Raw genomic sequence first — 23,598 nt, 5'->3', positions numbered from 1 at the left:
AGCGGAAAAGTTTTTAGATATGAACATTATTGGGGGAATTTGACTTGAATTGGATGCATGTGAAGCAATCTTTGAATAAAAATAGGCTATTCTTTAAGATTCTGCTTTATTTCATCTCGCTGTTAATTCCAATTGTAATTATCGGAATCATCGCCTATTTTAACGCAGACCAGATTATGAAGAAGGATACCTCGGAGAAGCTCATCGATAACTTGAGGGCCTCTTCCAAAACGATGGATATTTATTTAAGCATGGCGCAATCAACGAACAATAGCTTGCTGCTCAGTGAGACGATTCAGCAATTCTTGCGCCCCTATCCGTTATTAACCGATGAAGAGAAGGTGAAGATGCCTTCCATTTTGAGAGCGATTGCAGGCAACCGCAACCCGATCAGTCATTTTGTAGATAGTATATTTATTTATGTCGATGATCAACGCGTTTATTTAAGCGATGGGGTCGCTGATTTTGACGTATTCTTTGATAAGTTCTATAAATTTGACGAATACAATAAAGATTTTTGGCGTCAACGCTTAACCCAAAGCAGCCTATTTGAATTATTGAAACCGACCCGTGTGGTGAATGCGGATATGAATACGACCCGCGAGGTGGTCCCGAGTATTACGACGCAATATTTGAGCGGGCATTTGGCAACGATGGTGACAACCATATCGATTCCTACGATCAAAGCCACTTTGCAAAACAACTCGATTTTCATGACGACCGACTACATGGTGCTGGATAAAGATAATAACATCATTTTGCAAACAAGCGGGCTGGAGGACAATGCCAAGAGAGATATCATGGGTTGGGTTCCACCAGAAAAAAGCGGCAGCCGGGCAGTGGAGAACGGTGAAGAGCCAAGCTGGATGGTGCAGACCACATCTGATTATGGTTGGCGTTATGTATCGATTACCCCTGTACACTCGTTCAATCAGGAGTCTTCCAGCATTTTGAATTTGATTATCTGGATTTGTATCAGCTTGCTTGTAATTAGCGTCGCCTTTTCTTTCATCTTTAGTTTCCGCTTGTACAATCCAATCAAAAATATTCGAGACATTTTACAGAAAAACGATAATGCGGATGAATGGCAAATGGAAACGCGCCGCAGCGGTGAGCTTCAAATGATTGGAAACAGCGTTAATCATTTGATCAAGCGGCATATGGACGACAATATTAAAATCAGTACGTTTTCAGATGAAATTCTCGAACAGTTTTTTACGAATTTGCTCAAAGGATACCGGGGGCCGCAGCCGTATTCCGTTCACACGATTCTAAATGAAATCGATTTCCAAACCGGCAGTTACTTATGCTGCTGCTTCATTATTGAGTTTAAAGATCGGTTTTATCATGAGATTGTGGAAGCGGATCGTTTATTAATTTTGGAAAAGATGAAGCGCTTGCTTTCGGGCATTATGAAAAAGTATGTGAACTGCTATTTGACGGAATACGAGCCGAACTTATATGTCTGCATGGTCAATTTAAAGGGGGACGATGAGCGTGAGCAATTAGATCAAGGTTTAGAGATGGTGAGAACGACATTTGCCTATGACATGATCTATTGCGAATTAATTATTGGTTTAGGCAAAACTTACGAAAAAATCGAAGAATTTTCGAAATCATATAGTGATGCGATTACCGCCATCGATAAGCGGACGGAAGCCTCAAAAATGAATATTTTGGATGCGAATCATTTTGAAATTGAACAGAATTATTATTATTCCTTCCTCGATGAGAACAAAATCGTGAATGCTTTGAAATCAGGCGACGTCGAGGGCGTAAAATCGGAGTTGGAAGGCATCATTGCTTTGAATAAATCAAGGGGGGTCTCCTTCCATTATCTTGGGGCTTTGCTCGTGGAGTTCTTTAATACCGGGAATCGATATATTACGGATAAGAAGCTGAGTGTTTATGATTTTCTAGATACGAATGAGCATGTAAGCTTGAGTCAAAAGGAGCTCTTGCCAAGCGAGTTCGATGGCAGATTGAAACTGATCTTCGAATTTTACGATAAAATTATTGCCAAGACGTTCTCTAAGCCTGAAAGTAAATCCGGCGCACTCGTTTCCTTCATTACGGATTATATTGAGAAGCATTATGAGCAGGACTTATATCTCGAGGTGATCGCGAACGAAATCGGTCTATCGGCGAAGTATGTCTCCAGAATTTTTAAAGAGTCGACGGGGACGAATATTTCAGACTACATCAGTATCGTTCGGATTGCCAAAGCGAGAGATCTGCTCGTGAATACGGATATGAAAATTAGTGACATCGCGGATAAAATCGGCATCTTCAGCCGGACAACGTTCCTTCGTTTGTTCAAAAAGTATGAGGGCATTTCGCCTAATGAATACCGCAGCGCTCATGGCATCAAGGAGAAGATGTGAGACAGCCAGGCGCAATCGAAGTTCTGAGGGGGGACAACGTGGTTATTAATCGTAGAAAAATGCTGACCGCTTGCTGTTCACTGGTATTTGTGGGAAGTCTTATGGCAGGTTGCAGCAAGGACAATCCATCCATGTCGGACAACGCAACAGGATCTTCTGCTAACCAGAGAACGCTTACTTGGATGAGATATGAGCATTCTTCTCAGGCGTTGAACCCGAATTCAGTCGTTTCACAAGAGATTCTCAAAAGGAAAAATGTGAAGCTGGAATTACAGAGTGTGCCGCAAAGCAATTATGAGGACAAAAAGAAGACGCTTATTGCTACAAACACGTTGCCTGACGTGATCATGGTCAACCAGAACGATCTTTGGAACTATGCGGATTCGGGGATTTTTCTAGACATCACGCCTTATCTGGAGAAGATGCCCAATTTCCAAAAGCTGATGAAGCAGAAGCCCGAGATTAATAAGACGAAGGTCGATGATAAGCTGTACGGTTTTCCGCTGCTAACCAAATGGACGGTTCAGTCAGGTCAGCTTCCGATGATTCGTACGGATCTGCTCGCCAAGCTTAACTTACAGACGCCGAGAACTTACGAAGAGCTGTATCAAGTCCTCAAAAAGCTGAAAGAAGCTTATCCTGAGTCCTATCCTTTTACTAGCCGCGCAGCCAATGGCAAAACAGGGACGGAAAATTTGATCAATCCGATCGCTTTCGGTTTTGGCAGTGGGTACACCAATATCACTGGGAACAAGATTTATTATGAGCCAACAACGAAGCAGTATAAATTTGGGCCGTATTCGCCTGAATTCAAGGATGCCATTACATATCTTCATAAGCTTTACAAAGAAAAATTGCTGGATCCGGATTATTCCGTAGCCACCTCGCAAGCCTGGCAGGAAAAATTAAGCACAGGCAAGTCGTTCTTTTATCAGGACAACAACGGCTTTGGTGTCAATTTCAACAAAGCGCTCCGAATTCGGGAGCCGAACGCCAGATTCGAATTATTGCCTGTCATGGCTAGCAATCAGGGGGTTAAACGCAATAATGTTTATCAGCTTGATCATATGGGGGAACTGTACGCCATCAACGCCAAGGTCAAAAATCCTGAGGAAGTGATCAAGCTGATCGACTGGATGTATGGAGACGAGGGAACGAACTTGACCAGCTTCGGCGTAGAGAACGTCGATTACACGCTAGTGAACGGCGAGTATCAAATGTCGGAAGCCACGAAAATGAAGTTCAAGGATAAACAGGATCCTTTCCGTGCGATGCAATCCGCGCTTGGAACCGGGTACCTCGGCTATGCGCTGAATTCTGACGATCATCCCATCGTGCCTTCTTCATCGGATCTCATCCAATGGTCCGAAAAGGCGATTAAGGATTTAGCTGACGGTATTAATTTCAGAGAAGTGAACGACCCGCCTTTTAATAAAAAGGAACGGGAAAAGCTGAAGCAGCTCCGCACGCAATTAGATGCTTTCCTAACGCTCAATATGGATAAATTCATTATGAATGATGGTGCATTGAATGAGTGGAATAGCTTCATCCAGCAATGCCAAGAAAATGGCGCATCTGAAATGGAGAAGATTTACAATGAGGCATTGGCACGAGTAAACAACTAGGATAGAGCGCAGCATGCGCAGAAAATGGATTTCGGTGAGGGTTTTCCCACATCAGATTTGTCCAGTCTTCTTATCATATTTCTCCATGGTAGGCCCCCAAAGCCCGGTGCTACAATACATGCAAGCACTGACAAGAGGAGTGATTCAGGTGAGAAAATTGACGGTAGAAGAGAAGAAGCAGTATGATGAGCTTGGTTATGTGGTGGTTCCCGATTTCTTTTCGGTGGACGTCTTAAGTGAAATTAACCAAGAGCTGGACAATTGCGAATCGCCGGCCCAGCCATCGGGTGAGCATGAAGGATTTACGTACCAATTGGCGATGTTGACAGATAAGACGAAACAATTCGCGCATGACGATCGCATTCTAAATTTGCTTGAAGACATTGTGAAGCCAGGGATTGCGATCTTTTCCTCGAAGCTGCTGACGAAGCTGCCGCACAGTCCGTCGGTGTGTCATTGGCATCAAGACGATGCCTACTACACGGAAGTGGTGAACAGCGACACGAGGATGTCGATTTGGGTGCCCCTGCAGGACACGGACGAGCGGAACGGATGCTTGTGGATTGTTCCTGGAAGCCATAAGCAAGGATTGCAGCCCTACACGGTTCAAAATAACGGCACCTGCCGGAAGGCGCTGGTCGAAGAGCAGGTGGATTTATCCACCGCGCAGCCTGTGCCGATGAAGGCGGGCTCGATGCTGCTTTTTAACGCGCTGACCTGGCATTCCTCAAAAGGCAACGAAACGGATCACGTAAGGCGCGCGTTCATTGTTTCGTACCAGGAGGCGACGGTGCCGCTCGGTCGAGGCAAGCAGCATATCGTGCTGCGGCCGGCGTAACGAACGAATCACGGCTGGTTAGCGCATAGGAGAGATGAGGTGGAGAAGTGAACGCGAGCCAACTAGCCCATCATTTGCATAAATCGGTGTTTGCGATCACCTTCGCCGGGAATACGATCCTGCCAGCCGGGACGTACCAAGCGCCGTACAGCCACACGATTCATTCGATACATTACATCGTTAGAGGCTCAGGCTTCTATAAGATGAATGAGGTTCAATATACGTTGGAACCGGGCGCGGTCATGCTTTTCGTTCCGGAGACGACGTTCGAATGGGCGATTTCCGAGCAAGAGGATGTGGAAATCTACCATATCCGCTTCGATTATCGGCTGTGCTATCAAGAGAAGCAGGACTGGATCGTCCACGCGCCGGACAGCTGGCTGGCCCCCTTGCGTGGCATGCTGCCGACGCTTCGGGCGGCCGAAGTGCGCCGAGGCTTCGACCGCGTGTTTCAGCTATGGCATGCGTACGATCCACTTTCGCAATATCGCTGCCAACTGGCATTCAGGGAGCTGTGGCTTTCGCTCATTGATCAAATGCACGATCAACAATACAGCAGCGACGCGGATTCGGCGATTCAGTACACGTGCCGGTATATTGCGGATCACATCCAGGCGCCGCTGATGGTCGAGCAGCTGGCGAAGCTGGCGGGGCTCAGCGAAGGCTACTACTCGCGGCAGTTCAAGGCGCTCACCGGCTTCTCGCCGAAGGATTACATCATTCGTCTGCGGGTGGCTAAGGCGAAGGAGCTGCTCGCAGGCGCAGGGCAGACGCTGGCGCAAACGTCGAAGCTGGTCGGCTATGAGGATGAGTTCTATTTCAGCCGGGTGTTCAAGCGGATTACCGGCATGACGCCTTCCGCCTATGCGAAGTTATCGCAGAAGCTGTAACCAGCCAAAATTTTCCCGCTTGACAAGAACGATGTAACCGCTTTATAGTTAACCTACAAACGATGAATGTACGGTTTAGGCGCGAGTCTAGGAGAAGACCTTATCCGTAATCACATTCTGCCATGTTTTGGCGGAGTGTGTTTACATGGATAGGGTCTTTTTTTGCGTGCCTGCGTCTGGCCGGACATCATTTCAGTCTTCATGAATCGAGGGTGAGAGCGATGGCAAAAGGCTATGTGTTTGATTTGGACGGTACCGTGTACCTGGGGGATAGAACGATTGAAGGCGCGGCGGAAGCGATTGGGACGCTGCGTTCACGGGGCGACAAAGTCGTATTTTTATCGAATAAACCGATTGCAACCCGTCAATCTTATGTGGAAAAGCTATCGAAAATGGGGATTCCGGTCACGCTGGACGAGGTGCTCAATTCCTCGCAGATTGTGGCGAAGTATCTGAACCGGCGGCTGCAGCCGGGGGAGCTGGTGTTTGTGATCGGCGAGGAGCCGATTATCGAAGAGCTGGAGGCGAACGGCGTTCCGCTTACGCAAGATAGCGAGCAAGCTCGCTACGTTGTGCTCTCGTGGGACCGTCAGTTCACGTACGATAAGCTTAACAGCGTGTATCAGGCGGCGATCCGGGGCTCGATCATTATCGCGTCCAACCCGGATGCGACCTGTCCGTTGGACGGCGGCCAGATTCCGGACACCGGCACATTTATCGCCGCGCTGGAGGTGGCGACAGGCAAAGCGATCGACCTTGTTGTGGGCAAACCGTCTTTGATTGCCGCGGAAGAGGCCGCCGCGCATTTGGGCCTGCCGTTCGAGGATTGCTTTATGATCGGCGACCGGCTGGAGACCGACATCAAGATGGCCAACGATGCCGGCATGAAGTCCGTCCTGGTGCTGACGGGCGTCGCCACGAAGGAAATGGCGGAGAACTCGCCGTACCGCCCGGCGTATATCATTCCCAGTATCAAAGAAGTCATCGACCTATAACTTATAAAAAATCGTGGTATAATGTTCTAACATCGACGAAAGGTGGGAAATAACGTGTATCCGATTGTTGATCTTGTAGAACATCAAACCATTGCGGCTGTTCAAAAAGTAGAAGATCTCGAGCTGGCGATTCAAAGCCCGGCGAATATTGTATTTTTGCTTGTCGGATCCATTTTTAATCTGAAAGAGTTGGTTGATCGGCTGAAGGAAGCCGGGAAGCATGTGTTCATTCATATGGACTTTATTGAAGGGATTGCCTCCGACAAGAGCGGTGTGGCTTATGCCGCGCAAGTCATTAAGCCGACCGGCGTCATTTCGACCAAAAGCCATCTCATTCGCGGAGCGAAGGAAGCGGGGCTTATGGCGATCCAGCGTATTTTTCTCATCGACCGAAGTGCGGTTCATCGAGGCATTAAGGCGGCTGAGCAAAGCGGTCCCGATGCGATTGAGGTCATGCCGGGCATCATGCCGCGCATTATCCGGGAAATGACGGACATGACTTCGCTTCCTATTATTGCAGGCGGCTTAGTCGGCAATCAGAAGGAAATTGCGGAGGCGCTGGAGGCGGGAGCACTGGCGGTGTCCGCAGGGGCATCCGACTTATGGCACTAACATAAATCCATACATCAGCTGATTCCAAGCGGGAGAGACGAGGAGAAACCTCTTTGGAAAAAGTGCGATCTTTATTTTTGCGCACTTTTCTAAAGCGGTTTTTATTTTTTTCAGACATGGGGGGACTTTCGATGAGAGCGACATTTTCGGCGCAGAGCCGCAGTGAAATTTTGAAGAGCATGGAGCAGTCCGAACTGGACGTACTTGTCATCGGGGGAGGGATCACCGGAGCGGGAATTGCGCTGGATAGCGTCACACGCGGCATGAAAATCGGGCTGATCGAGAAAAACGATTTCGGTTCCGGCACGAGCAGCCGATCGACCAAGCTCATTCACGGCGGGCTCCGCTATTTGAAGCAGGGGGATGTGAAGCTGGTGCAGGAGGTAGGCAAGGAACGGGCTATTTTATATAAAAATGCTCCGCATCTTGTCATTCCAGCCCCTATGCTGCTGCCGGTTTATAAGGGTGGCACTTACGGCTATTTGGCTTCCTCCATCGGCCTGTATATCTACGATTGGCTCGCCGGCGTGGCGCGCAAGGAACGCAGAAAGATGTTGGGACGCAGCCAGACCACGCTGCAGGAGCCTTTGCTGAAGCAGGACGGCCTGAAGGGCGGGGGCCTGTATTTCGAGTACAGGACGGATGATGCCCGCCTAACCATCGACATTATGAAGACGGCCTACGCGCGCGGCGCCGACATTGTGAACTATGCGGAGGCGACCGAGTTTATTTACCGGGATGGCAAGGCGGTCGGTGTCACCGTCAAGGACCGGATTCACGGGCAGACCTACGCGATCTACGCGAAGCATATTGTGAATGCGGCGGGGCCCTGGGTGGATAAAATGCGCGAAATCGACGGCTCTTTGAAAGGGAAGCGCCTGTTCCTGACCAAAGGCGTTCATCTCGTTGTCGATTATGCGAAGCTGCCGGTCAAGCAAGCGGCTTATTTCGATACGCCGGACGGCCGGATGGTGTTCGTCATCCCGCGCGGCGAGGCGACGTATATCGGGACGACGGATACGGCGTTCACCAAGTCGATCGACAACCCGAGAACGACGCAGGAGGACCGCGACTACATTCTGCGGGCGGTCAACGCCATGTTTCCGAGCGTCCGACTGACGGTCAAGGATATTCGCTCTCACTGGGCGGGCTTGCGGCCGCTCATTTATGAAGAGGGCAAAGGACCGTCCGAATTGTCCAGAAAAGATGAGATTTTCGTCTCCGACAGCGGTCTGATCACGATTGCAGGCGGCAAATTGACCGGCTTCCGTAAAATGGCGGAAAAGGTCGTGGATCTCGTCGCGCACAATTTGACGAATGCAGCGGGCAGGACATTCGCGCCGTGCAGCACGGATACGATCACGGTTAGCGGCGGGGAGAACCAGGGGACAGGTTCCTTTCAAGATTGGAAGCAGGCGATGCTGAAGCTTGGCGCCGCGCAAGGTGTTGATCGAGCGACGATGCAGGAATGGGTGGACACCTATGGGACGAACGCGCTGCGGATCGTGGAGCTGCTTCCTGCCGCGAGACGGGTCTCGCCGCTTCCGGACGTTCAATGTGTCTACGCACAGCTGCTCTACAGCTTAGAAGAGGAAATGACGGTGACCGCTGTCGATTTCCTGCGACTGCATACGGGATGGTCCTATTTCCGGCTTGAGAAGGCCGAGAAATACGCCGAAACGGTGCTCCAACTGGTAGCTGACCGCTTGCTTTACAGCGAGAGCCAGATGCAGGAGCAGCGCGCGGCAGTCGAGGCGTTGTTCCAGTCTATCTATGAGCTGCCGGCGAATGATCATGCAATCTGAAACTAGGGGTGACTGTTATGACGGCTGGCATTTGGCATATTAGCTATTTCGATTTAACGATCCGCATCCTGATGTCGGTAACCCTTGGCGGGCTTGTCGGCCTTGAACGGGAGTGGAGCAACCACGCGGCAGGCCTGCGGACGCATATTCTGGTCTGCATCGGCTCCACCGCCATCATGCTGCTGTCGATCTACGGGTTTTCACAGTTCGTCACGGAACCTAACGTGCGAACGGACCCAGCGCGCCTGGCTGCGCAGGTTATCAGCGGGATCGGGTTCCTGGGAGCAGGAACCATTATGCGAACGGGAGCCACGGTATCCGGACTCACGACCGCTGCTTCCGTATGGGTTGTTGCCGCGATCGGCCTTTGCGTCGGCGCAGGTTTCTTTTACTGTGCCGTGCTCGCAACGGTCATGGTTTTGCTGAGCTTGTTCGTCTTGAACAAGTGGGAAAAGCTCGTGATGCGCAACCGCCGAACCCAGGAGGTTGTGATTAAGATTGTCGACAAACCGGGTGTTTTGGGGACAATTGCGACGCATTTTGGCGAACAAGGGATTCAGGTTGTGAATGTTCAGATGAAGGCGGAAGGCATGATGGAGATTTCTGGCACTGCGGAAGGGGTGATGGAGCTTCGATTTCATTTGAAAAACGGCTATACGGAAGCACTGCTGCAAGCGGTTGACAGTATTTTGAAATCCAGTGATATTATTTCCTTGGAGTCCAAAGGGCTGCAGCTGAGCGGCGCTGCACGCATGAATCAAACCTATGCGGTCTAGCTGAGAAAAGCGGGATTGGCAAAAAGTACATTGAACAAAATGGTTGACACAGCCCCCGCAGGTATGACATACTTTCACTAAGAAAACGCTTTATTTCGTTCCAAACGATTGGGTGCGGAGATCACTGAGACAGCCCAAGAGACGAACGGACCGTGCATAGCTTTGTGCGGCCCTTCTGTTTCTTGTCTGCTCGGTGCTCTCCTTTTTTGTGCCCATCTTGTCCAGGAACGACGCCATTCATTCTACTCGATATAATCCGGAGAGGGGTTTTTGTACATGAAGAGGAAAAAATGGTTACCTATTTTGGCGGTTTCATCCCTGGCACTGACGGCACTAACTGGCTGCGGCAGCAGCAGTGGAGACGGCGGCGGGGACACCGAAGCGGTGGCTTCAGTTCCACCCGCAGTTGAAGATACAACGCCGGTAACGATTCAATATTGGCACTCGCACGCCGAAGTGCAGATGCCCGCGGTTAACGATATGATCGCCGCTTTCCAAGCGAAGTATCCGTACATTACCGTCGAGCCGGTGTTCCAGGGCGCTTATGCGGATCTTCAGAAGAAGCTGCAAGCGGCCATCGCGGCCAAAGAAGTTCCGGCTGTTACCAACGTAGAAGTATCGGCTTTGCCAAGCTTTGCGGACAGCGGTGCATTCGCGGATTTATCCGGGTACATCAAACGGGATAAAGTGGATATGAACGACTTCTCTCAAGGGATGCTGCAAGCGTATTCATATGACAAAAAGCAGTACGGCTTCCCGCTGATCGTCAGCACAAGCGTGATGATTTACAACAAGACGCTGCTCGATAAGCTGGGCGTTCAACCGCCTCAGAAGTGGTCCGACATCGAGGACTTCAACAAGAAAGTAACCGTGAAAGAAAACGGAAAGACAACACGGTACGCGTTCTCCGTCCCAGGTTGGGATACATGGTACTACGATCCGTGGATTTCGAACGGCGGCGGCGCTATCTTGAATCCGGAGAAAACGAAATCTCTGCTGGATCAGCCTGACAGCTTGCGTTGGATCCAGAACTTCAACAAGTGGCTCAAAGACGGCTCGATGCACATGGGCTACGGCAAAGGCGCTTCGGATACAATGAGACAAATGTTCCTGGACGAGAAGATCGCCATGGTACAGCACACTTCCGCGGTACTCAAAACGTATCTGCAAAATGCGAAATTTGAAGTCGGCGTATCCTTCATTCCTGGCGATAAAGAGCGCAAATCGCATATCGGCGGCGCGGGTATCGTTATGATGGATGGCGCACCTGCGAACCAGAAGGAAGCGGCTTGGAAATTCATCAAGTTCATGACGGATGCCGAGCACAACATCAAATGGGCTGAGGGAACCGGTTACCTGCCTACGCACAAATCGGTGCTGAACACGGACGAAGGCAAAGCGTATTTCGCCAAGCTGCCGCAATACAAAGCGGTATTCGATAACTTCGACAACGTCGTAGGACGTCCGCAGCATCCGGCATATACAGAATTCAGCAAGAAATACATGGAAGTCGTAGGCAAAATGATTCTGGAGAATGCAGATCCGGAACCGCTGATGAAAGATGCCGTGAAGGAAATCAATACGATCTTGGATGAAAGCTAAAGGCTTGCTGCCAGCGGCATGTCGTGCAGAAGGCGAAAGCCTTCTGCATGGCAGTTCTTTGGAGGATGTGAAAGGGGATAGGCCATGAATACAGACAAAAGGCAGAGCCAGCTCCACCACGAAGTCGACGGTATCGTGACCACACGTTCCCGTTCCCGGTGGGGAGACTATTTGAAAGATTTTTCGTTTGCTGTTCCGGCATTGGTGATCTTGGCTGTTTTTATTTATTATCCATTAGTCAACTCGCTGTTTATCAGCTTCACAAACTGGAATATGACGAAGCCGACGAAGAAATTCATCGGGTTCGATAACTATGAATATTTGTTTCACAGCAAGACCTTCTATAAAGTGTTGCAAGTGACCTTTACGTATACGATTGCGGACGTTGTGTTGACGCTGGGTCTGGGGCTGCTGCTCGCGCTGCTGTTCAATTATGCTTCACGCACTTTCAATTTCATGCGGGCCGTCATTTTCATGCCGCACTACGTTTCCATGGTTATCGTTTCTATGATCTTCCTCTGGATCTTCAACGGCCATTACGGGCTAATGAACAGCATTATGACATGGCTCGGCCTCGAACCGATCCAATGGCTCACGAATACGAAGACTGCGTTGTGGGTGCTGGTTGCGGTCGCGGTATGGAAAGGCGTCGGCTTTACGATGATCATTTTCATCTCCGGATTAAGAAGCATTCCACTTGAATATTATGAGGCTTCCGGCATCGACGGCGCATCGAAGTTGACGCAATTCTGGAAAATCACCGTACCGCTGCTGTCGCCGACAACCTTGTTCCTTGTAGTGACGCACTTCATTTCCTCCATGCAGGTATTCCAATCCGTTGACGTTATGACGAACGGCGGACCGCTGGAATCGACCAAAGCGATGGTGTACTGGATTTACGAAATGGCCTTTACAGACTTCAAAACAGGCCGGGCTTCCGCGCTGGTCATTATCTTCTTCTTCATTATTATTTTGCTGACCATGCTTCAAATGTATGTGTCCAAGAAGAAAGTTCATTACGAGGGGTAGGTAGAAGAATATGAAAAATCCGCTGCTGCATACTACCCGTGTCGCTGTTGCCATTCTCATTACGCTGGTTATGTTTTTTCCTATTTACTGGATGTTGATTACCGCTTTAAAAGCACCGTCGGAGCTCCGACTGGCATCGCCGACCTTTTGGCCGGAGAAGGCAATGTGGGGTAACTTTGCCTCCGCCTTTAAAGCCTTTCCTTTCTACCGCTTTACGCTCAACACGGTTGTTCAAACGGTAGGCATTGTCTTCTTGCAAATCAATATCGGACTTATGGCGGCCTACGCTTTCTCCAAGGGGACGTTTCCGGGCAGAGACAAGTTGTTCGCCCTCGTGCTCGCGGCGCTTATCGTCCCGGAGCAAGTTGTCTTCGTGCCTGTCTATGTCCTCATGTCCAAACTTAACTGGATTAATACGTATTATGCGTTGATTATCCCGCATGCTGCTTCTGCGTACGGCATCTTCCTGCTTCGCCAAATGTTCCGCTCCATTAATAACGATGTGATCGAGGCGGCGAGGGTAGACGGTGCGAGCCGGTTCCAGGTGCTGTACAAAATATTGACGCCGATGGCGATGCCGACGGTCTCGACGCTGGCTGTCATCAGCTTTATTAGCAGCTGGAATTCGTACTTCTGGCCACTCATTATGACGAACTCCAACAAAATGCGCGTCCTGACTGTCGGGATCTCCATGATGCGCGACTCGATTGCCGGGGACGAAGCATTGAACATGCACATCATCATGTCCGCGAGTATCCTGATTATTTTGCCAATCGTCGTACTGTTTATTTTCGCGCAAAAATACATTGTGGCTGCCATGGCCAATTCGACCTTTAAATAGGTGAGGAGGAACGGATCGTATGAACCAACCATTAGTCATCGCTCATCGCGGAGCCAAAGGAGAAGCTCCTGAAAATACGCTGGCCGCTTTCCGCCTCGGGCTTGAGCAAATCTGCGATGCCATTGAGCTTGATATCCATTTATCGCAGGACGGCGAAATTATCGTGATTCATGATTTTACGATTGATCGCACAACAGATCGAAAAGGCGTCGTCCATGAGCTGACGCTTGCCGAGTTAAAGCAGGCGGATGCGGGCCGTTGGTTCGATACGCGCTTTGAAGGGGAACGGATTCCGACGCTGGAAGAGGTGTTCGACCTTGTGCCTCCAGACATCATGATCAATGTGGAGATCAAAGATTCGTACGATCGGAAGCTGGAGCCGGCGCTGGTCGAGCTAATGAAGAAGAAGGACCGCGTGCACAATGTCGTCGTCTCCTCCTTCGATCATAAAAGCTTGATGTTCCTGAAGCTTCTTTTGCCGGATGCGAAGATCGGGCTCCTGTATGATTTTAATCCGGGAAGCCATGTGAATTTGGCGACGGGGCTCGGTGTACCTGTGTACTCCTTGCATCCGAACTTCAAACGCATTAACCGCGAAGATATCCGCGAAGCGAAGAGCAAGGGAATCGAAGTGTACCCATACACCATTAACGATGAGAAAAGAATGAGAAAGGCGATTGCCTACGGCGCTTCGGGCATCATTACGGATTACCCGGGCCGGTTGCGCGACATCCTGGCCGACCAGGGTGTGCCCTCAGAGGTGAAAAAATGAGAATCGCTCAGCTCTCTTGCGTTGTCCTTGCGGCAAGTTTAATTGCGCTGACCGTGGCGGGCTGTCAAAAGCGGGAAACGGTGGCGGCGGCGCAAGGGAGTGTTGCGCCGACCGCTGCATTGACCGCCGTGCCTAAAGCGACGGAACCCACAGCGAAGCAGGTGAATGCATTGGGGGGAATTACCCAAGAAGAAGCGGGCATCAAAATCCGCGTGGATATGCCGGAAATCAAAGATTTTCTGGCGCAAAGCAAGCAGGGGCCGATTATCCCGGCACTCAAGCAAAATGCGATCCCGCAAGGCATGGCCTATGTGGAAGAGAAGAACTGGATCGTCATCTCCCATTATCGGGAGGAGGGTAAGTCCGGACTTCTGACCGTGGTGGATGCAGGGAGCGGCAAGCTTGTGAAAGCGCTTGAATTGTATAAGGACGCCGCGACGCCTTACACTGGCCACGCTGGCGGGGTTGCCGTTTCTTCCAAATATGTCTGGCTTTCCTCAGACGGCAATCTCTACTATTTTCCGAAAGATGATCTGCTGAAAGCTGGGGAGACCGGCAAACTTGTGTTCAAGGGTCTTGTCTCGACCGGTACGAGAGCTTCGTTCAATGCTTACGCCGACGGCGTGCTTTGGGCGGGTGAATTTGCACAAGGCACCAGCTATCCGACAGATGCTTCGCACTATATGACGAATCGGGACGGGAAAGAGCATAAAGCGTGGGCCGTCGGCTACAAGCTGGACCCTGCGACGGATATGCCGGTAGCCCTGAAGGGTGAGACGGCGGGCGCCGCCTTGACACCGGATCTTATTCTGTCCCTGCCGGACAGCGTGCAGGGGATGTATCTGAATGCGGATGGCGTGTGGCTCAGTCAGTCTTACGGCAGAAACAGCATCAGCGACATTACCCGTTACAAACATACGGCATCGGAAGCGCCGCATGCGACGGTAAAACTGGGGCAAGCCGATGTGCCCGTCTGGTTCCTGGACAGCAAGGACAAGGGGAAAAAGATGGTGGTTCCGCCCATGGCGGAAGGCATTTTTGAACACAGCGGAGACTTGCATATCTTGTTCGAATCCGGCGCAACGAAGTACATGACGTCTTCGACCTACGCGCTGGACCGTATTCATATTTTGCCATGGCGTGAGTAGGCGGATCGATGTAGTGGTCGGTTGTCCCAATTTGCGTTATGATGGTGAGGTACTCACTATAACCGGAGGTGGACATCTCGATATGATCACTGGACTTGCACACAGAGGCTACCCGAAGAAGTATCCGGAGAATACGATGGCCTCTTTTCAGGCCGCTTTAGAGTTGAACTACAGTCACCTGGAGCTCGACGTTCAGCTGACGCGGGACGGCGTGCCTGTCGTCATTCACGATACGACCGTGAACCGGACGACGAACGGGACCGGGCGCGTAGCGGACTTTACGTTTGCGCAAATCCGCGAGCTGGATGCGGGCGGGGGGCAGTCGATTCCGACGCTGGAGGAAGTGCTGCTGCTGGCCAAAGACCGGGCCAAGGTCGACATTGAGCTGAAGCAGAGCGGGGCGCTGTATCCGGGGCTGGAGGAAAAGGTGCTAGCCGCGATTCATTCTGCCGGGGTGCAGGATCAGGTCTTCGTCACCTCGTTCGACCATTACGCGGTGGTTCGCATGAGGGAGCTGTCCGATAGCCTCGAGCTGGGGCTGGTCCTTTACGGGGCGACGCCGGCCGTGTTCCCGCTCGCTCGCGAGATTCGCGCGAAGTACGTCTCCGTCAAACATATTTATTTAACGGACGAGTTCGTTCATCGCTGCGGTGAAGAAGGCATCCAACTGATCGCCTGGACGATTGACGACGAGGCGGATATGCAGAATTTGCGGTCGCGCTACCCGCACATTTGGGCTTGCACAAATGAGTTGGAGCGATGGGCGGGCGTATTTGCATCTAAATAACGGAAAGGAGCCGGCATTCTGAATGCTTTGGCTCTTTTTTTTGCAGCTAATTGGCTGATGGTGGGAATGGAAGGATTACCCAAGATTGAACTTATGGTATGATGGACAAGAATAGAAGGATGATCTTGAAGGAGGCTGCAGGCATGGAAACTGGCAAACCGGCAATTCTGAAGGTAGAGGCACTGATTCAAAGCCCTGTTGAGAAGGTTTGGGAGTATTGGACAGAGCCGCGTCACATTATCCAATGGAACAGTGCTTCCCCGGATTGGCATACGCCTCGCGCTGAGAATGATCTGAGAGTCGGAGGCAGCTTTTCCTCGCGTATGGAAGCGAAGGACGGCAGCTTCGGCTTCGACTTCGGCGGTGTTTATGATGATGTTCGTCCTCACGAACACATTGCCTACACGATCGGCGACGGCCGGCAGGTGAAGATCGATTTTATTCGTGAAGGCAGCGCGACACGCGTTGTGGAGACGTTCGAGGCGGAAAGCCAGAATGCGCCCGAGATGCAGCAGGCCGGGTGGCAGGCGATTTTGGACAATTTCAAGAAGCATGCGGAGGAGCACGTGTAGGGACTCTACGAGCATAAATAGGCTGAAGCAGTGAGCGTTCATTGCTTCGGCCTATTTGGCTGCGCTGGCAGGTATTCATGGAAGGGAGCGTTTACATCATGAATGTAGAAGCCGTTATGCAAGAACTTGAAAGTCTCGGCAAGGAACGACTTAAGAAAATGTACATATCGAACGGTGCGCACGAGCCGCTTTTTGGCATAGCGACAGGTGCGATGAAGCCGATGTCTAAACAAATAAAGAAAAATCAGCCACTGGCCGAACAGCTTTATGCCACAGGGAACTACGACGCGATGTACTTTGCCGGCGTCATCGCAGATCCGAAAGCCATGACGGAAGCGGACTTTGAGCGATGGATCGAGGACGCTTATTTTTATATGCTGTCCGACTATGTCGTTGCCGTCACGTTAGCGGAAACGGATATTGCCCAAGCTGTTGCCGATCGATGGATTGCAAGCGGCAAAGAGCTGAGAAGGTCAGCGGGGTGGAGCTGTTATTGCTGGTTGCTGGGCAGCCGTCCGGACGGTGAGTTTGCTGAAAGTAAATTGGCCGATATGCTTACACTTGTACAAGAGACGATTCATGATGCGCCTGAACGAACCAAATACGCGATGAATAACTTTATCTTCACTGTGGCGACATCGTATTCGGCGCTCCACGAACGGGCGGTTGAGACAGCACAGGCAGTCGGTCCGGTAGAAGTCCAAGGTGACAAGAAAAAAAGCAAGTTCTTGAACGCTTCCGACAATATTCAAAAAGCCGTGGCTCGAGGGCAGCTCGGTTTTAAGCGTAAATATGTGAGGTGCTAAATGGCAATGAGTGAGATTAGCCGTGCCAAGGAATTGTTGCCGGAACAACGTGAAGGATTGATCCAAACATTGAAAGTCCGGTTTGAGAAGAATATGAACCGCCATCAGGGCCTTGAATGGACTGATGTACAAGATAAGCTCGAAGATCATCCTGAAAAACTGTGGACGCTTCATGAAATGGAGAGAACCGGCGGTGAACCGGATGTTGTGGACCATGACAAAACGACTGGCGCGTACATTTTTTGCGATTGTTCAGCCGAAAGTCCGAAAGGCCGCCGAAGTGTTTGTTACGACCGTGAAGCGCTGGAGTCTAGGAAAGAGCATAAACCGCACAATAGCGCGGTCGAATGGGCGGCTGACATGGGCATTGAGCTTTTAACCGGAGAACAATACCGGGAGCTGCAGAAGCTGGGAAATTTCGATTTGAAAACTTCCAGTTGGGTGAAGACACCCGATAGTATTAGAAAACTCGGTGGGGCAATCTTTTGCGATCGTCGTTACGATACGGTTTTCGTGTACCACAACGGAGCAGAATCCTACTATGGGGCAAGAGGGTTCCGCGGCTCGCTAAGGGTTTAGATACGGGGGGTGATCATACAAGATTTGGGAACTTACGAGCAGTTGCCCTGCCACGTCAAAGCCGCCGAAATGAGGCTGTTTAATTAGTTTCAGGTAAAAGCCATATGATTTTGATAAAAACCTAGCCCGCCGCTAGGTTTTTCTTATACTATTAAGCTAAGAAAAACAATACCATTCTTCGGAATTGAAGGCGGTTCAGCATGAAAATGAAGTCTTTTGTCATACTGGCATTCTGGATTGTTATACTGTCAAGCTCGTTACAGCCATTTACGGCGGCAGCGGAGTCTAGTGCGCAGCCGAGGGAAGGTGTGCTTGATATTACCGGCTATGGGGCTGAGAATCAGAGGATTGTTCCTTTGCACGGGGAGTGGGAGTTTTACTGGCAGCAGTTGCTGGCTCCCGTGGATTTTGCGAAGGGCGGCTTGAGGCCTGCTTATATAACCGTGCCCTCATCATGGACTGCCGCCTCACTTTCCGGCATGGACAGCTCGGGCAGAGGCTACGGCACCTACCGTCTGCTCCTGCAGGTGCCGGAATCCGATCTGGGCCAGAGCAAGGCCTTGTTTCTTCGCGCGATCGGGAGCGCTTATCGATTGTGGATTGACGGGGAAGAAAAGCCGGGACTCGGCCAGGTGGGCACCAGTCTGACGGAAGAACAGCCGAAGTCCCATGTGAATCTCGTCTTTTTTCAGCCTAGACACATGACGATGGAGATCGTTATTCAGGTATCCAACTACTCGTTTCGGGAGGGTGGCATCAATAGGGATATCGTATACGGCGATACGGATGCTCTAATTCCCGGCATCCTCAAGGAGATGCTCTACGATATTTTTGTCATTGGCGGCTTTCTGATGATCGGCGTTTACCATCTTGTGATGTGCGGTATGAGAAAACGGGATCATCCGTCCTTATTCGTAGGTCTTGTCGCGATTGCCGTTGCGATGCGAACGATGTTCATTAACGGGTACTTGTCCACCGAGCTTCTTCATATCGAAAGCTGGGAATGGTTGACCAGGCTGGAATATTTGAGTGAAATTGCCGCCTTCATCACGCTAGTGTTTCTCATGAAAAGCTTGTATCCCCATGAGGTTCACAAGCGGATGCTGCAGCTCGCCGTGATCGTTGCGGCACTCCTGTTCCTGTTTATTTGTCTGACGCCCGCCCGCATTTACACAGAGTCTATGCTGCTCCAGACGATCATAAAAGCTGTCTTTCTGCTCTACTTCATTATCTACGTTGGCATAAAAGCATATCTGCGCAAGCGGGAAGGCGCGCTAATTCATATGGCAGCTCTGCTCCTGATCGGCTGTGCTTTGGTGAACGATACACTGTATTACTTGCGAATGGCGGACACGGTCGAACTGCTCGACTACAGCATCGTGCCATTTATGATGGCCCAGGCGGTCATTGTCTCACACCGGTATGTACGGCTGTCCAGACGAAATGACGCGCTAGTGGAGGAGCTTGGCGAGGCGAATCGACTTCTTGAGCGCAAAGTGGACGACCGAACCCGCAGTCTGCATGAGGCTAATGAGCGTCGAAGGAAAATGCTGGCGAATATTGCGCATGATTTGGGCACCCCTTTGGTAGCCGTTCAGACTTGTCTGCATTTGATGGCGAGAGGAAAATTGACGGCGGACAATCCGACGATGACCGCGCAGTTGTTGGACAAGACAAGCTACGTCAAGCGATTGGTTGACGATTTGTTCGAGCTGTCCAAACTGGAGTCCCGGAATATGGCGTTCCAATTGGAACAGGTGGAGGTGTGGGCATGGATGGAAGAGCTTTATATCAGATTCGAGGCGGATTTAAACGGAGAAGGGATGATTTTACGAAAAAAAATAACAGGCGCCGACAGCGAAGCCGCCCCTTTCTTTGTCCGGATCGATCGATTCCGGATGCTTCAGGTGATCCAGAATCTGTTGGCCAATGCCGTCAAATTCAGCAAAGGCATCAGCGATGCGGTCGAGCTCCGCGGCAAGATACAGCCGGATGCCAATGGAACAGGCAGCGAATTCGTGTTTGAAGTGGCCGACTCAGGCAAGGGCTTATCGGAAGCTGAGCAGACGCAAGTTTTCAACCGATTCTATACCAACCGAGATCACAACGAATCGGGCAGCGGTCTCGGGCTTGCCATTGTGCAGGAAATCGTGGAGCAGCATCAGGGAAGGGTTGGGGTCCGAAGCGAATCGGAGGCAGGCAGCGTATTTTACTTTATTCTGCCTGCATATCGGGAGAGGATTAATTGAGGAAATTGCTTTCCAAACAGCGGATGGCGTCTTGGCGATTCTGAACGCCAAGCTTGTTATAGATGACAGACAGTTTGTTCTTGATCGTTCCTTCGGTAAGGAACAAGCTGTCGGCAATCTCCTTGTTGGACCATCGCTTGAGCAGCAAAGCCATGATCGGATGCTCCGATTTGGAAAATTGCGTATTCGTTTCGAAAAATTGCTTTAACCGTTGTTCCTTCATAAAATCACTGTTGCCTGCAGCGTATTGTGCAACCTTGACGGCCACCTCGGCCGGCAGCACAAACTGCCCGTTTACGGTATCCCGAATCGCCTGAACCAGCTTTTCGAAATCGAGACCTTTCAGAATATAACCACTGGCGCCGTCGGCAAGTCCCTGAAAAATATATTCCTCTTCATTAAATGTAGTCAAAATAAGAATCGGCAGTGCCACATCCCGCTTGCGGATTTCTCGAATGCAGGTGAGGCCGTCCATTTGGGGCATTTGCACATCCATCAGAATGACATCCGGACGGAAAGTTTCCAACAATTGCAGTGCCTCTAGTCCGTTCTGTGCCGCGCCGCAGACCTCCATCCCATCCTCAGCAGCAATAATAACCTCCAGTCCGCTTCTTAATAGGGCGTCGTCCTCTACAACCATCACTTTTAAAGGGCTGTGCATCCTTTTGCTCCCACTCCTCCCTTTTATGGTTCTATTATACTTCAATCAAGCTCCCACCAACATACATGCATGCGAAAAAAAGTGACTATTCGTCACTATGCCGATATAGGACAAATTTCATACAATGGAGAGAGAAGTACGGTTATTTTGTCGTTTTATGTCAAAAAGCAGGTGAGGTTTGATGGTTTTTTGGGTCTTTTAGACTGTTTGAAATGGTTTGGATTAGCGTAGGAGAAACATAGTAAGGACTTTGAGGGAGGGCTTAGCTTGAAAAAATCTTGGATTACACGTTTCGGTCTCCCGGCTGTTATGGCACTGATGATCGCGCTGTTCCTGCTGCAGGGGCTTCCTGCTTCAGCGGTATCGTGGAGCTTTGTCGATGGCGACGGAACGGATGGGCTTAACATTGATGCGACGAAGAACGCCATTTATCCGAGGCTCATTGATTTTGACGGTACCCTGTTTGCTGTATGGACGGAATCGAACGGTTCCGCTAACCAGATCCGTGCCAAAAAGTACGAGAACGGCGCGTGGGTGACGGCCGACAACAATGCCCCGATGAATAAAGATGCTTCGAAAAATGCATCGAATCCTTATTTGGTCATATTCGACAATACGCTGTACGCCTCCTGGGAAGAGCAGGAAGCCCCCTATTGGCAAGCGCGGGTCGCCAAATTCAACGGCACTTCCTGGGACTTGGTTGACGGCGACGGAGCTCGCGGCCTCAATGCGCTCGTCAACACTAACGCAAAGAACACGAATCTGATCGTCTACGACAACTCGCTGTATCTGTTTTGGGACGAGGCGGGAGGCAATGGTATTAATCAACTCCGGGGGGCTAAATACGGCGGAGGCTCTTCATGGACCCCACTTAATGGCGGCAGTGCATTAAATAAGAATACAACGCAATCTGCTCAGATGCCGAGCGCTATGGTTTATGGAAATAAATTGTACCTTGCATGGCAAGAGTCGGACGGCAGCGTGACGCAAATTCGCGTCAAGTCTTTTGACGGTACGAACTGGGTTCCTGTTGACGGTAACGGCTCGACAGGCTTGAACATCAACACAGCCAAAACAGCCAGCACCCCAAATCTGGCTCTGTACAACGGCAATCTTTACCTTGCCTGGAAGGAGTCGAATAATAATTCCAAAGATCAAATTCGTGTGAAAATGTATAACGGGGCATCATGGACGCCCGCAGATGGCGACGATCCGGTAAATGGTATTAATAACAGCAGCACAGCGAGCGCCTACATGGTCAGAATGATCGAATTTGATGGGGATTTGTATGCGACTTGGCATGAAGGCAATGTCTATCAAATTCGCGTCAAAAAGTATGACGGTGTTTCGTGGACGTCCGCCGATAGCGGGGGTGCCAAAGGTCTGAACAAAAGTGCCACGGCAAATGCGACTTTCGGCTCTCTGGTTGAATACAATGACAGTTTATATGCGATATTTGTGGAGAATAACGGAGTTAATCAGGTTCGCGTGGTTCAGCTGGGGCCATCCAACTATAAGCCGACAGTAACGGATGTCAGCTTCAGCGGCATGCTGAAGACCGGTCATACCCTGACAGGTACATATCAGTACGCAGACACGGAGAGTGACCCTGAAGGCGTAACAACGTTCCAATGGTACACGGCGACGGATGCTGCGGGAACGGGCAAAACAGCCATTTCCGGCGCAACGACGACGACGCTGAACTTGACGAGCGCTGAAGTCGGCAAATACATCATCTTTGAGGTAACGCCGGTAGCGACTGCGGGTACGCTGACGGGAACACCGGCTACGTATACTAGCACAAGCGCGGTGCTTGCGAACGCAGCGCCGACGGCAGCGAGCGTCAGCATCACAGGTACAGTGAAAGAAGGACATACCTTGACAGGTACGTATCAGTACGCAGACACGGAGAGCGATCCCGAGGGCGTGACAACGTTCCAATGGTACACGGCGACGGATGCTGCGGGAACGGGTAAAACAGCCATTTCCGGTGCAACGACGACGACGCTGAATCTGACGAGCGCTGAAGCGGACAAATACATCATCTTTGAAGTAACGCCGGTAGCGACTGTGGGTACGCTGACGGGGACACCAGCTGCGCATACCAGCGCAAGCGCTGTGCTTGCGAACGAAGCGCCGACGGCAGCGAGCGTCACGATTACAGGCGTGCTGATGCTTAATCAGACGCTGACCGGCAGCTACTCGTATGTAGATACAGATGGCGACGATGAAGCAAGCACGACGTTTCAATGGTACACAGCCGACGATGCCGTGGGGACGAACAAAACCGCTATTAGCGGCGCGACCTCGAAGACGCTGACGCTGAAGGCGGAGCAGTACGGCAAGTTCATTCTTTTCGAAGTGACGCCTGCGGCAGCTTCTGGCCATACACCGGGTATTGCGGCCGGCAGCTCGGCGTATGGCGTGGTTGGAGTGTTGAAGGGCGACGCCAATGGAGACGGAGTCATCACGCCGGCAGATGCGTTATATGTAACAAGATACACGCAAGGGAAACTGACGCTGACCGACGAGCAGCTCAAAGCGCTAGATATGGACGGCGACAATGATGTCGATGCGGATGACGCCCAGCTGATTTTGGGCATTTACCTCGGAAAGGGAGTGTGACC

Annotated in this window: 20 protein-coding genes; 19 read left to right on the top strand and 1 reads right to left on the bottom strand. The window is 50.8% G+C overall.

Annotated elements, in window-relative coordinates; genetic code table 11:
- Window positions 1-53 precede the first annotated feature (53 nt).
- The 18 genes from ABE504_RS22425 to ABE504_RS22340 all read left to right on the top strand — a co-directional run bounded on the left by ABE504_RS22425 (window position 54) and on the right by ABE504_RS22340 (window position 20,310).
- Window positions 54-2,384: a helix-turn-helix transcriptional regulator gene (locus ABE504_RS22425; protein WP_430093166.1), complete on the top strand. Its 2,331-nt coding sequence runs from the start codon at window positions 54-56 to the stop codon at window positions 2,382-2,384.
- 38 nt (window positions 2,385-2,422) lie between these two features.
- Window positions 2,423-4,009 (top strand): extracellular solute-binding protein, encoded by a 1,587-nt coding sequence (locus tag ABE504_RS22420; protein ID WP_430092886.1) that lies wholly within the window; start codon window positions 2,423-2,425, stop codon window positions 4,007-4,009.
- Window positions 4,010-4,157: 148 nt separating this feature from the next.
- Window positions 4,158-4,847, top strand: a complete 690-nt coding sequence (locus ABE504_RS22415; RefSeq protein ID WP_430092884.1) for a phytanoyl-CoA dioxygenase family protein — start codon at window positions 4,158-4,160, stop codon at window positions 4,845-4,847.
- 47 nt (window positions 4,848-4,894) lie between these two features.
- A complete protein-coding gene (locus ABE504_RS22410; RefSeq protein ID WP_430092881.1) occupies window positions 4,895-5,737 on the top strand; it encodes a helix-turn-helix domain-containing protein in 843 nt (280 codons plus the stop codon).
- A 221-nt stretch (window positions 5,738-5,958) separates the two neighbouring features.
- Window positions 5,959-6,732, top strand: a complete 774-nt coding sequence (locus ABE504_RS22405; protein WP_430092878.1) for an HAD-IIA family hydrolase — start codon at window positions 5,959-5,961, stop codon at window positions 6,730-6,732.
- Window positions 6,733-6,786: 54 nt separating this feature from the next.
- Window positions 6,787-7,344 (top strand): glycerol-3-phosphate responsive antiterminator, encoded by a 558-nt coding sequence (locus tag ABE504_RS22400; protein WP_430092875.1) that lies wholly within the window; start codon window positions 6,787-6,789, stop codon window positions 7,342-7,344.
- A 131-nt stretch (window positions 7,345-7,475) separates the two neighbouring features.
- Window positions 7,476-9,149 (top strand): glycerol-3-phosphate dehydrogenase/oxidase, encoded by a 1,674-nt coding sequence (locus ABE504_RS22395; RefSeq protein ID WP_430092874.1) that lies wholly within the window; start codon window positions 7,476-7,478, stop codon window positions 9,147-9,149.
- Window positions 9,150-9,166: 17 nt separating this feature from the next.
- Complete coding sequence (locus ABE504_RS22390) at window positions 9,167-9,925, top strand: MgtC/SapB family protein (protein WP_430092871.1); 759 nt, start codon at window positions 9,167-9,169, stop codon at window positions 9,923-9,925.
- A 276-nt stretch (window positions 9,926-10,201) separates the two neighbouring features.
- Window positions 10,202-11,527 carry an ABC transporter substrate-binding protein gene (locus ABE504_RS22385; protein WP_430092869.1) on the top strand — a complete coding sequence of 442 codons (1,326 nt, stop codon included), beginning with the start codon at window positions 10,202-10,204 and terminating at the stop codon, window positions 11,525-11,527.
- Between the two features lie 84 nt (window positions 11,528-11,611).
- Window positions 11,612-12,556 (top strand): carbohydrate ABC transporter permease, encoded by a 945-nt coding sequence (locus tag ABE504_RS22380; RefSeq protein WP_430092867.1) that lies wholly within the window; start codon window positions 11,612-11,614, stop codon window positions 12,554-12,556.
- Window positions 12,557-12,566: 10 nt separating this feature from the next.
- Window positions 12,567-13,397: a carbohydrate ABC transporter permease gene (locus ABE504_RS22375; RefSeq protein WP_430092865.1), complete on the top strand. Its 831-nt coding sequence runs from the start codon at window positions 12,567-12,569 to the stop codon at window positions 13,395-13,397.
- 19 nt (window positions 13,398-13,416) lie between these two features.
- A complete protein-coding gene (locus tag ABE504_RS22370) occupies window positions 13,417-14,169 on the top strand; it encodes a glycerophosphodiester phosphodiesterase (RefSeq protein ID WP_430092863.1) in 753 nt (250 codons plus the stop codon).
- Window positions 14,166-15,317, top strand: a complete 1,152-nt coding sequence (locus ABE504_RS22365; protein ID WP_430092861.1) for a hypothetical protein — start codon at window positions 14,166-14,168, stop codon at window positions 15,315-15,317. Before ABE504_RS22370 ends, ABE504_RS22365 begins: the two co-directional genes overlap by 4 nt.
- An 82-nt stretch (window positions 15,318-15,399) precedes the next feature.
- On the top strand, window positions 15,400-16,104 hold the full coding sequence (locus ABE504_RS22360) for a glycerophosphodiester phosphodiesterase (protein ID WP_430092859.1): 705 nt from the start codon (window positions 15,400-15,402) through the stop codon (window positions 16,102-16,104).
- A gap of 143 nt (window positions 16,105-16,247) precedes the next feature.
- On the top strand, window positions 16,248-16,676 hold the full coding sequence (locus tag ABE504_RS22355; RefSeq protein WP_430092857.1) for an SRPBCC family protein: 429 nt from the start codon (window positions 16,248-16,250) through the stop codon (window positions 16,674-16,676).
- 98 nt (window positions 16,677-16,774) lie between these two features.
- On the top strand, window positions 16,775-17,482 hold the full coding sequence (locus tag ABE504_RS22350; RefSeq protein WP_430092855.1) for a DNA alkylation repair protein: 708 nt from the start codon (window positions 16,775-16,777) through the stop codon (window positions 17,480-17,482).
- A 6-nt stretch (window positions 17,483-17,488) separates the two neighbouring features.
- Window positions 17,489-18,061: a DUF4256 domain-containing protein gene (locus ABE504_RS22345; protein WP_430092852.1), complete on the top strand. Its 573-nt coding sequence runs from the start codon at window positions 17,489-17,491 to the stop codon at window positions 18,059-18,061.
- A 200-nt stretch (window positions 18,062-18,261) separates the two neighbouring features.
- Window positions 18,262-20,310 carry an ATP-binding protein gene (locus tag ABE504_RS22340; RefSeq protein ID WP_430092850.1) on the top strand — a complete coding sequence of 683 codons (2,049 nt, stop codon included), beginning with the start codon at window positions 18,262-18,264 and terminating at the stop codon, window positions 20,308-20,310.
- On the opposite strand, the gene ABE504_RS22335 is transcribed toward ABE504_RS22340, so the two are convergent.
- Complete coding sequence (locus ABE504_RS22335) at window positions 20,303-20,971, bottom strand: response regulator transcription factor (protein WP_430092847.1); 669 nt, start codon at window positions 20,969-20,971, stop codon at window positions 20,303-20,305. The two genes, ABE504_RS22340 and ABE504_RS22335, sit on opposite strands and share 8 nt — an antisense overlap.
- Before the next feature lie 267 nt (window positions 20,972-21,238).
- On the opposite strand from ABE504_RS22335, the gene ABE504_RS22330 reads away from it, so the two are divergent.
- Entirely contained in the window at window positions 21,239-23,596 is a 2,358-nt protein-coding gene (locus ABE504_RS22330) for a dockerin type I domain-containing protein (RefSeq protein WP_430092844.1), read from the top strand.
- Window positions 23,597-23,598: the final 2 nt, after the last annotated feature.

The organism is Paenibacillus oryzisoli, assembly GCF_050467285.1.
GTDB lineage: Bacteria > Bacillota > Bacilli > Paenibacillales > NBRC-103111 > Paenibacillus_E > Paenibacillus_E oryzisoli_A.
This window is presented reverse-complemented; position numbering and strand designations above follow the sequence as displayed.

Bases quoted from the DNA above. Each gene is read 5' to 3' on its own strand.
- ABE504_RS22350 (WP_430092855.1), top strand. From the start codon at position 16,775: ATGAATGTAGAAGCCGTTATGCAAGAACTTGAAAGTCTCGGCAAGGAA.
- ABE504_RS22360 (WP_430092859.1), top strand. From the start codon at position 15,400: ATGATCACTGGACTTGCACACAGAGGCTACCCGAAGAAGTATCCGGAG.
- ABE504_RS22390 (WP_430092871.1), top strand. From the start codon at position 9,167: ATGACGGCTGGCATTTGGCATATTAGCTATTTCGATTTAACGATCCGC.
- ABE504_RS22380 (WP_430092867.1), top strand. From the start codon at position 11,612: ATGAATACAGACAAAAGGCAGAGCCAGCTCCACCACGAAGTCGACGGT.
- ABE504_RS22335 (WP_430092847.1), bottom strand. From the start codon at position 20,971: ATGCACAGCCCTTTAAAAGTGATGGTTGTAGAGGACGACGCCCTATTA.
- ABE504_RS22345 (WP_430092852.1), top strand. From the start codon at position 17,489: ATGAGTGAGATTAGCCGTGCCAAGGAATTGTTGCCGGAACAACGTGAA.
- ABE504_RS22340 (WP_430092850.1), top strand. From the start codon at position 18,262: ATGAAAATGAAGTCTTTTGTCATACTGGCATTCTGGATTGTTATACTG.
- ABE504_RS22370 (WP_430092863.1), top strand. From the start codon at position 13,417: ATGAACCAACCATTAGTCATCGCTCATCGCGGAGCCAAAGGAGAAGCT.
- ABE504_RS22355 (WP_430092857.1), top strand. From the start codon at position 16,248: ATGGAAACTGGCAAACCGGCAATTCTGAAGGTAGAGGCACTGATTCAA.
- ABE504_RS22405 (WP_430092878.1), top strand. From the start codon at position 5,959: ATGGCAAAAGGCTATGTGTTTGATTTGGACGGTACCGTGTACCTGGGG.
- ABE504_RS22425 (WP_430093166.1), top strand. From the start codon at position 54: ATGCATGTGAAGCAATCTTTGAATAAAAATAGGCTATTCTTTAAGATT.
- ABE504_RS22365 (WP_430092861.1), top strand. From the start codon at position 14,166: ATGAGAATCGCTCAGCTCTCTTGCGTTGTCCTTGCGGCAAGTTTAATT.
- ABE504_RS22375 (WP_430092865.1), top strand. From the start codon at position 12,567: ATGAAAAATCCGCTGCTGCATACTACCCGTGTCGCTGTTGCCATTCTC.
- ABE504_RS22395 (WP_430092874.1), top strand. From the start codon at position 7,476: ATGAGAGCGACATTTTCGGCGCAGAGCCGCAGTGAAATTTTGAAGAGC.
- ABE504_RS22385 (WP_430092869.1), top strand. From the start codon at position 10,202: ATGAAGAGGAAAAAATGGTTACCTATTTTGGCGGTTTCATCCCTGGCA.